The sequence below is a fragment of the Acidiluteibacter sp. genome (assembly GCF_055129545.1).
The window spans coordinates 174904-187258 of the sequence record NZ_JBSRUB010000035.1 but is presented as its reverse complement, the minus strand read 5'-3'; the positions used below and the strand labels follow the sequence as shown (position 1 = coordinate 187258).

General features: G+C 37.4%; 11 protein-coding genes. 1 reads left to right on the top strand and 10 read right to left on the bottom strand.

The window, feature by feature from the left end; all coding sequences use genetic code 11:
- Window positions 1-156: 156 nt before the first annotated feature.
- The 7 genes from ACTB0X_RS17265 to ACTB0X_RS17235 form a co-directional block, all read right to left on the bottom strand.
- Window positions 157-1377, bottom strand: a complete 1221-nt coding sequence (locus tag ACTB0X_RS17265; protein ID WP_463026295.1) for a bifunctional folylpolyglutamate synthase/dihydrofolate synthase — start codon at window positions 1375-1377, stop codon at window positions 157-159.
- The gene (locus tag ACTB0X_RS17260) at window positions 1377-2126 is read right to left on the bottom strand and encodes an energy transducer TonB (protein ID WP_463026294.1); all 750 of its coding nucleotides are present in this window, start codon (window positions 2124-2126) and stop codon (window positions 1377-1379) included. The genes ACTB0X_RS17265 and ACTB0X_RS17260 overlap by 1 nt, the downstream gene beginning before the upstream one ends.
- 35 nt (window positions 2127-2161) lie before the next feature.
- Window positions 2162-2554 (bottom strand): ExbD/TolR family protein, encoded by a 393-nt coding sequence (locus tag ACTB0X_RS17255; RefSeq protein ID WP_463026293.1) that lies wholly within the window; start codon window positions 2552-2554, stop codon window positions 2162-2164.
- Complete coding sequence (locus ACTB0X_RS17250) at window positions 2554-3261, bottom strand: MotA/TolQ/ExbB proton channel family protein (RefSeq protein WP_463026291.1); 708 nt, start codon at window positions 3259-3261, stop codon at window positions 2554-2556. The genes ACTB0X_RS17255 and ACTB0X_RS17250 overlap by 1 nt, the downstream gene beginning before the upstream one ends.
- Before the next feature lie 129 nt (window positions 3262-3390).
- Window positions 3391-4767, bottom strand: a complete 1377-nt coding sequence (gene nhaD, locus ACTB0X_RS17245; protein WP_463026290.1) for a sodium:proton antiporter NhaD — start codon at window positions 4765-4767, stop codon at window positions 3391-3393.
- Window positions 4768-4771: 4 nt separating this feature from the next.
- Window positions 4772-6001 carry a Glu/Leu/Phe/Val dehydrogenase dimerization domain-containing protein gene (locus tag ACTB0X_RS17240; protein WP_463026289.1) on the bottom strand — a complete coding sequence of 410 codons (1230 nt, stop codon included), beginning with the start codon at window positions 5999-6001 and terminating at the stop codon, window positions 4772-4774.
- 64 nt (window positions 6002-6065) lie between these two features.
- Complete coding sequence (locus ACTB0X_RS17235) at window positions 6066-7130, bottom strand: anhydro-N-acetylmuramic acid kinase (RefSeq protein WP_463026288.1); 1065 nt, start codon at window positions 7128-7130, stop codon at window positions 6066-6068.
- Window positions 7131-7210: 80 nt separating this feature from the next.
- Here ACTB0X_RS17235 and ACTB0X_RS17230 point away from each other — a divergent pair, with 80 nt between their 5' ends.
- Window positions 7211-8350 (top strand): acyl-CoA dehydrogenase, encoded by a 1140-nt coding sequence (locus tag ACTB0X_RS17230; RefSeq protein WP_463026287.1) that lies wholly within the window; start codon window positions 7211-7213, stop codon window positions 8348-8350.
- 53 nt (window positions 8351-8403) lie between these two features.
- Here ACTB0X_RS17230 and ACTB0X_RS17225 read toward each other — a convergent pair whose 3' ends face one another.
- The 3 genes from ACTB0X_RS17225 to ACTB0X_RS17215 are packed head-to-tail and all read right to left on the bottom strand — an operon-like array spanning window position 8404 to window position 12294.
- Entirely contained in the window at window positions 8404-9729 is a 1326-nt protein-coding gene (locus ACTB0X_RS17225) for a UDP-N-acetylmuramoyl-tripeptide--D-alanyl-D-alanine ligase (protein ID WP_463026286.1), read from the bottom strand.
- Between the two features lie 57 nt (window positions 9730-9786).
- Complete coding sequence (locus ACTB0X_RS17220; RefSeq protein ID WP_463026285.1) at window positions 9787-11268, bottom strand: SUMF1/EgtB/PvdO family nonheme iron enzyme; 1482 nt, start codon at window positions 11266-11268, stop codon at window positions 9787-9789.
- A gap of 60 nt (window positions 11269-11328) precedes the next feature.
- On the bottom strand, window positions 11329-12294 hold the full coding sequence (locus ACTB0X_RS17215; RefSeq protein ID WP_463026284.1) for a PorP/SprF family type IX secretion system membrane protein: 966 nt from the start codon (window positions 12292-12294) through the stop codon (window positions 11329-11331).
- Window positions 12295-12355: the final 61 nt, after the last annotated feature.

The window sequence follows — 12355 nt, the reverse complement described above, 5'->3', positions numbered from 1 at the left end:
GGCGATACTGGATTCGAACCAGTGACCCCCTGCTTGTAAGGCAGGTGCTCTGAACCAACTGAGCTAATCGCCCTTGTTATTGGGGTTGCTTTTTCTCTAAGCGGTTGCAAATATACAACAAGCTTTTAATTCTGCAAACAAAAAAATGAAAAAAGATTAAAAAAGTTCCAATGCTTCTGCAACTGTGAAAGTGCTGCCTCCGATAAAGATTACATCACTCTCGTTTGCTGCATTTTGTGCGCTTTTAATAGCTTCTTCAATTGTCTGAAATGTCAAACAGTTTAGCCCGATTTCAGACATTGTTTCAGCTAAAAGTTCTTTAGATAGCGCTCTTGGTATTTTTGCTTCAGAAATGTAGTAAACAGCATCTTTTGGCAATAGCCCAATAACTTTGCTAATGTCTTTATCATTGACCATCGTAATTACGAAATGTAACTTCGAGTAGGTGAGTTCTTTTAGTTGTTGTGTAATGAATTTAATGCCCGCTTCATTGTGTCCAGTGTCACAGATTGTCAATGGAGAATTTGATAAAATTTCCCAGCGTCCCCTCAAACCAGTATTGGTGGTTACCTTTTTAAGGCCTTCTCTTACGCTTGTATCAGTTAATGGCGTAATTGTCTTCAAGACCTCACAAGCGCATAGAATAGTTCTCAAATTTGCCTTTTGGTAGTATCCTTTTAAGTCAAAATCTAAAGTGGGTTGTTCGGTTTCTTCAGCAAACAGAATGGGTGAGTCAACCTGTTTGGCTTTCACTTTAAAAATAGTTTCCACTGCTGAACCCTCTCCAATCACTACAGGAACATTGGCTTTGATGATGCCAGCTTTTTCTCCTGCGATTTCTTCTAAGGTATTGCCCAATAAGTTTTGGTGATCAAAACTAATGTTAGTAATCACAGATAGAATAGGAGTGATGATGTTGGTAGAGTCCAATCGACCGCCTAAACCCACTTCAATTATAGCAAAATCGACTTTTGATGCTGCAAAATAATCGAATGCCAATCCAACCGTCCATTCAAAAAAGGAAGGTTGTATTTCTTCAAATGCTTGCCGGTGATTCGCTACAAAATCAATAATGTATTGTTCTGGGATTACGTTTCCGTTGATTCGAATTCGCTCTCTGAAGTCGATTAAGTGCGGAGAGGTATAAAGTCCCACTTTGTAGCCTTGCTCTTGTAATATGGAAGCTAAACTGTGGGAAACTGATCCTTTTCCATTGGTTCCTCCAATATGAATCGACTTGAATTCTCGCTCAGGGTGATCAAGTGCTTCTGAAATGGCAATGGTGTTGGATAAATCCTTTTTAAAAGCTGCGTTTCCCACTCGTTGAAACATGGGTAACTGACTAAAAAGGTAGTCAATCGTTTCTTTGTAATCCATCAATTCAATATGAAAATAAAGGTCATTTGGCCTTTCTGTTCTTGGGCTGCGTTAGGGTTGGCATTAAATTTACTCGCCAAAGCCGCTTTCTGTGCTTTTTCATATAAAATAGTGCTAGTTGTCGTAGATCCCCTAGCTCCTGGTGTCGCTCTTACTACTTTTCCAGTGTTGTCTACAATGATATCAACCACCACTTTCCCTTCCTCTTGAGAGTTGTCTGAAATTCTAGGAGCACCTAACATACTTCTCCCAGAAAGATTAAAAGAAACGCCATTTCCTTGACCTCCGCCAACTCGATTTCCACTATTGGGATCTCCATCAGTGGAGCCTTGATCACCAGCTTGATCCGTATCGCCTTCTCCTGAGTTGGTGCTTTTCTTATTTTTCCAATTGCTCAACGCATCGGTCAATGTTTTATCCGGTTTTGGTTCTTCCTTCACCGGTTCTTTTACCTCTTTGGGTTCTTCTTTCTTCTTTTTCGTCTGCACAGCAGGAGCATCATCAGTTGTCGTCAACACTTCTTGGTCAGCTATCACTTCTGTTGGAACATCCTCTGGTGTATTGTCTATCACTTCTTCTGGAGTCGTGGTCGATGTCTCTTCTACCGGTTGGTCATCGCCCATACCAACATCTGAAGTTCCGAAATTAATGGTAATTCCTTCTTCCTCAGGTGGCGGATTCATATGAGTCATTCCAAAAAAGATAAATAGAATCAACATCAACACGTGTAAGATTACCGTGGCTGCCATTCCAATTCTTTTATTTTTTGACTCTAGAATTTGCATTAGTTCGGGTTTGTAGCAAGTACTAATTTGAATTTATTTCTATTGGCGATGTCCATGATTTTTACGGCTTCCTCAATCGCAATTGTTTTGTCTACGTGCAAAATAATAGATCCCTCAGCATCTCCTGCTAATTCTTTCAGCAATAATGGTTCGATGTACTCAAACTGCACAGGGTCTTCGTTGATGTAATAATCCAATTCTTTGGTTATCGAAATGGAAACCGTTTGTTTCGCCAATGTTTTGCTTGAACTACTCGGAAGTAATAGTTTCAATGCATTTGGACTCACCAAAGTGGAGGTTAACATAAAGAAAATTAGCAATAGGAAAACGATGTCAGTCATCGAAGACATATTGAAATTTGCACTTACTTTATTTCTTGATCGAATGGCCATTATGCTGGTTCGTTTAAGATGTCTAAGAATTCTGTAGTTCTAGCTTCCATTCTAAATACTACTTTTTCAACTTTTGCTACTAATGAGTTGTAACCGATGTAGGCCACAATTCCTACTACTAGACCTGCAATAGTGGTAACCATTGCTGTATAAATTCCTTCTGCAAGCATTGCTACATCTATGTTTCCACCTGCTGCAGCCATTTCATGAAACGCCAATACCATTCCGATTACTGTACCTAAGAACCCAATCATTGGCGCTGCTCCTGAAATTGTTGCCAGAGCTGCAAGGTTAGTTTCCAACTTATACAATTCTAATTTTCCTGTATTTTCGATTGCTGCTGCAATGTCTCCAAGTGGTTTTCCTATTCGGTTTACTCCTTTTTCTATCATTCTAGCAATAGGGGATGGAGTGCTTTTGCATAATGCTTTTGCTGCATCTATTTTTCCGTCATGGATAAAATCTTTAATCTGATTCATGAAGTTTTCATCTTCTTTAGAAGCTTTCGTAATGCTTAAATAACGTTCTACAAAAATGTAAATCGTCAGAATCGAAAGAATGAAAAGAGTTGACATAATGATCATTCCACCGACACCGCCAGAAGTAATCAAACTCATAATCGAAAGTGTCTCTTCGGTTGGAGTAACCGCAGCGTTTTCAGCGATTGCTGATCCCGTATCTCCTGTCATATTGATTTGCAGTAACATTGAATGTCAATTTTAAAAGTTATGTTTTGTACAAGCTAAATTAGTCTTCTACTAGAATAGAAAAAGCCAACACCCGACTAGTTGTAAACAGTCAAATGTTAGCTTTTATTGTGGTCTATTTTTTATTGGTTAGTGGTAGAGCACTATAAAGAAGAAAGCTCCTACTGCATACCCGATTAAGGCCAACCAAGAAATGTTTTTCAAATACCAGAAGAAAGAGATTTTCTCCATTCCCATTGCAACTACACCTGCTGCAGAACCAATGATCAACATTGATCCTCCTGTTCCTGCTGCATAAGCAATGAAATGCCAAATGTGGTCGTCCATCACGTATGTATTCATATCAAACATCCCCATACTTGCGGCTACTAAAGGCACGTTGTCAATGATAGCAGAACCAACTCCCAAAAGCAACACAAAGTATTTATTGTCCAATACAGTCTGTACATCTTGTCCAAATTGGAAGATTAACCCCAACGATTCCAAAGCTGCAACTGTCATCAAGATTCCTAAGAAGAATAAAATAGATGGCAATTCGATTTTAGCCAAAGCCTTCAATGTAGGGCTTTTTACATGGTGAACATCGGTGTGATCCAATTCCTCTTGGTTAGTTACACTTGTCATGCTAAACTGACGATTACTAATCATTTCAGCAATGAAAGCCACAACTCCCAAAGAAAGCATCATACCTACATATGGAGGAAGATGAGTTACCGTTTTGAAAACTGGAACAAATACGATCATAATCAGTCCCAAGTAAAGCATCGTAGGTCCCATCTTGTTTTGTTCGCCTTCTTCTTCAGGCATCTTAAATGTACCCTTAAAAACTGGAAGAAAACTAGCAATCACTAAAGGAACAACCATACACAAGAAAGAAGGCATGATCAAGTATTCAATTAGTTTAACTGTAGATACTCGTTGTCCCATCCAAAGCATAGTGGTGGTAACATCACCAATTGGCGACCAAGCTCCACCTGCATTTGCTGCAAGAACAATTAAACCTGCATACCAAATTCTAGTTTCACTATCAGGAATTAATTTCCTTAAAATGGTGATTAAAACAATAGTAGCAGTTAAGTTATCGATGATCGCTGATAGAACAAATGCTAGTATTGAAACGATCCACAACAGCTTTCGCTTGCTATCAGTTTTAATGTATTTCTTAATGGTAGAAAATCCATCAAAGTGATCGATGATCTCAACAATGGTCATTGCTCCGATCAAGAAAATCAAAATCTCACACGTTTTACCAAAATGGTGTAATAGTGTAGACTCTAAGGTGTGGAGCTTCTCATCGTGATTCAACAATGAAAACCCTTCCATCATTTTATGTGAATGAGAGTCGAACCAACCAGTAAAACTGTCTAGTCCAAAGGCTGCAAAAGCCCATGCTAAGGCCATCATCAACAGTGCAGGAACTAATTTGTCTATTTTTAAACTGTGTTCAATTGTAATTGCCGTGTATCCCAGTATGAATACAATGACAATGAGCGTTTCATATCCCATCTGATTAGATTAATTTACTTAAAGCGATACCAAAAGCATTTTTTGCAATGCCTACTTTGTTTGAATCTTTTGCATGAGCATCAACTAATGCTTTTTTTATCACATTTGAAGTGTCGCTAAAGATAGCTTCATCCGTCATTTTAGCACCAGGTAGCATCAAGTATGCAAATACTCTAGCCATTCCACAGTTTGAAATAAAGTCAGGAATAATACTCATTTTGTTATCGGTGTATTCAGCGATAGGGCCAAAGAAGATTTCTTGGTCAGCAAAAGGAACGTTTGCTCCAGAAGAAATAACCTCCATTCCGCCTTCAATCATTCGGTCTACTTGCTCTTTAGTGATCAATCTTGAAGCGGCACATGGAATGAAAATGTCTGCTTTAACATCCCAAATTTTTGAGTTTACTTCTTCAAAAGAAAGCATATTGTCTGCTTTTAAGAAGTTTCCGTCTTTTTTCAAGAATAACTCTGTGATTTCTTCGAAAGAAAATCCATTTTCATTAATTAATCCACCTACTCGGTCAATTATACCAACTACTTTAGCGCCTTGTTGTGCTAAATAATATGCACCAGCAGCACCTACATTTCCCCAACCTTGTACAATTACTTTTTTGCCTTTTAAGTCTGAATTGTGATAGATTGAATAATAATGCTTTACAGATTCGGCAACACCGTAACCTGTAATCATATCAGCTACAACAAATCGTCTACTTACGTCTGGGCTGTAATTTTTATCTTCAATTACTTTGATTACGCCATTTCTAAGCTGACCAATAATATTGATTTTTTCAGCTTCTGAAGGTTGGTAATGACCTATAAAAACACCTTCTTGTGGATGCCAAACACCATTTGCTTCAGTCATCGGAATAACTTCATGTATTTCATCTACATTTAAATCTCCACCGGTCCCATAGTAGTTTTTCAACAATGGAGAAACCGCTTTATACCAACGCTCCAAAACACCTTTTTTACGAGGATCATTTGGGTCAAAATTAATACCTGATTTAGCACCACCGATTGCTGGTCCTGAAACTGTAAATTTCACTTCCATCGTTTTGGCTAACGAAGTTACTTCGTGCTTGTCTAAACCAACCCTCATTCGTGTTCCACCACCTGCGGCACCTCCACGTAAAGAGTTAATAACTACCCATCCTTCAGCTTCTGTTTCAGAATCTTTCCATTCAAAAACGATTTCTGGCTGCTTGTTTTCGTATTTTTTTAGTAAATCTTGCATCGGTAAATTAAATTTGGAGCAAATGTATAAAAACTATCTTTTAAGGAGGAAAATAAAGTCACATTTAAGGTAAATATAAACCTCCTGAAGAATGCGCCTTTGAAGCTCCTGTGACAGAGGGAACTGTGTTGGCTTCCTTTCTCCACCTAAGCACACCTAAAAAGCCAAAGATAATTGCTTCCTTAAAATCTATGGTTTGGGCTTCAATCGTCTCAATTTGAATCTTGGATTTCTTTTTAAGTTCTTCGATGAAATAAGTGTTGTGTGTTCCTCCTCCAGTGATAAGCACATGGAGAAGTTTATTTTCAAGAATAATAGTGCTTATTATATTGGTATACAGTTCAATTATAGTAGCTAAAGTGTCCTCCGTTTTAATAGTGTGCTTTACAATAATTGGCATGAAGTGCTCTTTTATCCATTCTATTCCTAATGATTTGGGGTGGCTTTCATTGAAAAACGGAATTTCCATAAGCTCTTTTAAAAGTGATTCATTGACAATTCCCGTTGCAGCAATTTTTCCACCATCATCATAATCGTGACCTATATTATTTGCCAGAATATTCAAAGGAATATTGAAAGGGCAACAATCAAAGGCTATAATCTCATCGTCTTTTGTGAAGGAAATATTGGCTATTCCACCTAAATTAATACAACAGTTATATTGTGGAAATAACAATGAATCACCTATCGGAACCAATGGTGCTCCTTGTCCTCCTAATGCTACATCTGCCGATCGGAAATCACCGATAGTTGGAATTCCTGTTTCAACAGAAATGATAGAATTGTTGGCCAATTGATAGGTTAGCTTTTTATCAGTTTGATGAAAAATAGTGTGCCCATGATTGCCAATTAAATCAGGTTTGATAACGCTGTTTTTAAGGAATAGATTGATCTGTCTCGCAGCAAAATTAGACCATTCGTTTTCAAGTAATTTCAATGCTAATCCTGATAATTCAGTTGCTCCCGCTAATTGATGTTTTAATTCCTCAGAATATGGGATGGTAGTCGTCTTCTTAATGTCAAAACTCCAAGCTGAGTTTTTGTCATAACTATATGAAGATAAGGAGATGTCAATTCCGTCTAGGGATGTGCCAGACATTATTCCAATGGCATGATAAACATTACTCATATTAAATTGTAATAAAGAGCGGAAAGCTTTATTTTTGTAAACTTTCCAATTAAACAGAGTTAAAATTACATTTTATAAGTATGGATTTTCAATTATCAGAAGAACATATTGCAGTTAGAGATGCTGCAAGAGACTTTGCACAGAATGTGTTAAAGCCAGGAGTAATCGACAGAGATGAGAAACAACAATTTCCAACAGAAGAAATTAAGCAATTAGGTGAGCTTGGTTTCATGGGAATGATGGTAGATCCAAAATACGGCGGTGGCGGTATGGATACTATTTCATACGTTTTAGCGATGGAAGAAATATCTAAGGTTGATGCTTCTACATCAGTAGTGATGTCAGTAAACAACTCATTAGTTTGTTGGGGAATTGAGAAATTCGGAACAGAAGAGCAAAAACAAAAATATTTGAAGCCATTGGCTACAGGTCAAAAAATTGGTGCATTCTGTTTATCTGAGCCAGAGGCTGGGTCAGATGCCACATCGCAAAGAACGACTGCAATTGATAAAGGCGACCATTACTTATTGAATGGAACCAAGAACTGGATCACTAACGGTGGCAGTGCTTCATACTATATCGTTATTGCTCAAACAGATGTTGAGAAAAAACACAAAGGAATCAATGCTTTTATTGTTGAGAAGGACTGGGAAGGTTTTACAGTAGGAGCGAAGGAGAATAAAATGGGTATTCGTGCTTCAGATACGCATACATTAATGTTTACTGATGTAAAAGTTCCAAAGGAAAATAGAATCGGTGAAGATGGATTTGGATTCTCATTTGCAATGAAAGTATTGTCTGGTGGAAGAATCGGTATCGCTTCTCAAGCATTGGGAATAGCATCTGGAGCGATGGAATTGGCAATTGCTTATTCTAAAGAAAGAGCTGCTTTTGGTAAGCCAATTAGTCAGCACCAAGCGATCGCATTTAAATTAGCAGATATGGCTACAACTGTTGAAGCTTCTAGGTTGTTATGTTTGAAAGCCGCTTGGATGAAAGATCAAGGGTTAAACTTTGACAAAGAAAGCGCAATGGCTAAAGTATTTGCTTCTCAAACTGCAATGGATGTTGCTACTGAAGCTGTTCAAGTACATGGTGGATATGGATTCGTTAAAGAATATCATGTAGAACGTATGATGAGAGATGCTAAGATTACTCAGATATACGAAGGAACGACAGAAGTACAGAAAATTGTAATTTCTCGTTCAGTGTTGAGATAATAAGTAACATAGGAATTGAAAAGGTCGCTTTGGATATCCAAAGCGACCTTTTTTTATGGGATAAAATCGAGTAGCTTCTCTAATGCGACTCCTCGACTTCCCTTTATAAGGAGAGCTGATTTACTGATCTGGAGTTGTTCTTTTTCGTCTTCTAAATTTTTTCTTGAGTTATAAAATTTAAAATCTGGAAAGGAGCTTTGATGCTCAAAAAAGTGTGTGCCGACTAAAATTGTATGATCAAATTGAACTTTATTTAATAATTCCAAAATGGAAAGGTGTTCCTTTGAGCTGTCTTCGCCCAATTCAAACATATCGCCAATAATAGCCACCTTTGACTTTTTTAGAACCAATTGGTCAAATGACTCAATTGCTGCCTGCATACTAGTAGGATTGGCGTTGTAAGCATCTAAATAAATGGAGTTGCTCCCTTTTTCAATAATTTGAGATCGATTCATTTCCGATTGGTAGTCGGAAAGTGCATCATTAATGTCTTGTTCGTTTACATCGAAGAAATTTCCAACACAAACTGCAGCTAAGAGGTTGTCATAGTTATAACTTCCAAACAATTGGCTAGTAATAGGGTTTTCTGACTTGGTAGCGATTCCTTTATACGACCAGTTCCAAATGAAAGAAATGAAAGGGTTACTCGATTCTAAGCTACCTTCTAGGTTGGCTTGTGAATTTTGGCCATATGTAATTCCCAGTAAGTCTCTTTTTTTGGCCATTTCTTTCAATACAACTGAATCGGCATTAAGAAAGAGTTGACCGTTTTTTTTCTGAATGAAATCATACAATTCTCCTTTGCCTTTAATAATTCCTTGAACGCCACCAAACCCTTCTAAATGTGCCTTTCCAATGTTTGTAATCAACCCATAATTGGGTTCACAAATGTTGCATAAATCTGCAATTTCTCCAACGTGATTGGCTCCCATTTCTATAATGGCTAATTCATGTTTTTCTGTAACGGAAAGCAAGGAAAGTGGCACGCCAATGTGGTTGTTTAAATTCCCTTTCGTGAAAAAGGTGTTGTATTTTTTATTGAGAACGGTTGCCAATAATTCTTTGGTAGTCGTTTTGCCATTAGAACCCGTAATCCCAATAATTGGAATGTTAAGTGCTCGTCGGTGATGATTTGCTAGTTGCTGAAGAGCAGTTAAAACATCTTCAACTTTAAAAGATTGTTCAGCGGGAAGACCTTCAATGATTTCGTCCACTACAACATAAGATGCACCTTTTTCCAATGCACCTTTTGCGTATAAGTTGCCATTAAAATTGTCTCCTTTCAGTGCGAAGAAGATGCTTCCTTTTTCTATTTTCCTGCTGTCAGTGGATACCTGACCTGATTTAATAAATGCTTGATATAATGATGTGATGTCCATAAATAGTCAAAAAAAAAGCCCTCTCAATATTGAGAGGGCTAAATTTAAAAATATATTTTAATATTCTCCTAGTCCTACCGGGCTTCCGACTCTCGTCATCGCACATCTAAATCCTAAATATGGAGAAGATTGATCTTCATCTAAGAATCTTCTTGTTCCTGGTGTCATCCAGTAAGCTCTATCATTCCAAGAACCACCTTTGTAAACTCTAGCTCTATCAGAAATTAAAGAAGTAGAACCATAATTATACATGGCATTATCTCCTTTCTCGTCATAAGAAGCAGGAGCGTCATAATAAACACTTGATTCTAAATCACCATCTTCATAGTTGATAACATCGGCTTGCTTGTAATTTCTTCTTTCTTGCAAGTTGTCTTCTTCTACATTTACTTCTCTTCTTCTTAATCTACCTAGGCTATCTTTTTCAGCGATATATCCGTCAGCGTCTCTTTGAAGAGTTGTAAATACATTTCCTCTAAATGGTCTGAAATCATCAACATCATCAAAAGATAAAGGACGGTAAACATCCATTACCCATTCAGAAACGTTTCCAGCCATATTATACAACCCATAATCATTTGGCCAATATGAGTAAACCGGAGCAGTAATCTCAGCGTTATCATTTAAGTAACCTGCAACTCCCATATTATCTCCGCGTCCTCTTTTGTAGTTCGCTAGCATTTGACCTAAGTAATTATCGTCAGCGTTTCTAACACCATGACCATTCCAAGGATAAAACTTCTTTTCTACGATTAATTCTCCAACGGTATTTCCTACTAAACCATAAGCAGCATATTCCCACTCAGCCTCAGTTGGTAATCTATAGTCAGGTAAAAGAATACCATCTTCCATTTTTACATTTCGAGTTTCCTTGTTTGGATCCAAGTCAAGCATACCGTCAATACGCTTACCACTTTCATACTGACCATTCATGTAGGCACCAGTATTAAAGTTGTCCTCGTTGATTTGATTTGGATAATGATCGAACAAACCTTCTCTAATCAAAATGATTTCGTTTACTCTATCTGTTCTCCAAGCACAAAAATCACTAGCTTGCAACCAGTTTACACCAACTACTGGGTAGTCTCTGTATGCAGGGTGACGTAAATAATGCTCAACAAAAGGTTCGTTATAAGCCAATCTGCTTCTCCATACCAACGTATCAGGTAAAGCTTTTTTGTATACTTCAGGATAATCTGCTCCAAATACTCTGCTTACCCAATAAAGGTATTCCAAATAATGAAAATTGGTAACTTCAGTTTCATCCATATAAAAAGACGAAACAGTCACAGTTCTTGGCTTATTGTTCCAATCGTAAAAGATATCTTGCTCAATTCTTCCCATTGTAAAACGTCCACCTTCAATTAAAACTAGTCCTGGACCAGTCTCTTGTTCGAAGTAAGGCACCTTTTCGAATCCACCATTTTTAGGATTGTTATATTCCCAACCCGTTGATGAAGAGCGCTCTCCTGAACAGGAAGCCATTAAAAATGCGACAACACCAATCAATAAATAGGTGTGATTTTTAAAACTTTTCATAGTTTTTAAATTATTTATAATGTTCAAAAATAGTGATTTTTATGATTTGTTTGTAATAAACTAAAAAGATGGGCAGCTTATTGTCTTAAATTTAACTTTTCTCGGAGGACATGGTAAATTCATTCGGAAAGAAATTTCATGAGATCCCGCAGACTTATTTGCTATTGTGCTTGTAGTTACATCGTAACTGTATCCTATTTTAAATTCATCGGTTTCTACTCCAACTAATGCAATAAAAGCATCTCCAACTCTGTGCCACAACCCTAAAACAATTGGTCCTTTATTAATGTAAACCCCTAGGTTAAGGTGAGTAAATGTGCCTTGAGTTTGATACATTATGTTTGGCGACCATGACATGTCTTTATGACGAATTCCCATTGGAAGCACTGCACCTACATGTGCCGTATATTTTCTTGGAAGCACAGAATTCGACCCTAAGAAAGTTTCTTCAGGCTCTGTTAAGTGGTGTACTGCAAAACCGAAATAAAATTTCTCACTAAATCCTAAAAAACCGGCAGAGGCATCAAAAAATGAATTTGTTTCGTCAAAAACAGGCTCTCTTGTTTGCAACACAAAACCCCTTCTTGGATCAATCATGTCTCCAAATTTTAGGTTTTGGGTTCTAATTGATCGCTGAAAATAAGTTCCTTGAGCACCAAATTTGATTGAAAAGTTTCGGTTGACTTCTAACTGATTCGAATAGATTAAGCCAATATTTGTAGTGTTTAGAACATTTTCGCCTGTTCTATCGTTCATAATAATTAAACCTAAACCACCATTTAGTTTGTCAAAATGTTGGTCAAAACTGGCGCTATAAGTAACAAATGAATTGTCGATGCCTGGCCATTGGTTTCTATAATTTAAATTTATTCTTGGACATCGAGCGGTTCCAGCGAAGGCAGGATTCAAATCCAAAGGATTGGCGTAGAACTGAGAGTACCCCGGATCTTGGCCAAAACATACTGAATTGAAAACAATCAGAAAAAATAAATATATAGAGGCTGAACGCACTAGTATCTTTCGCATGGGGGACAAATATAATTAAACAAACTAAAAGAATAGTCATGTGTTAAAAGTAACATGACTA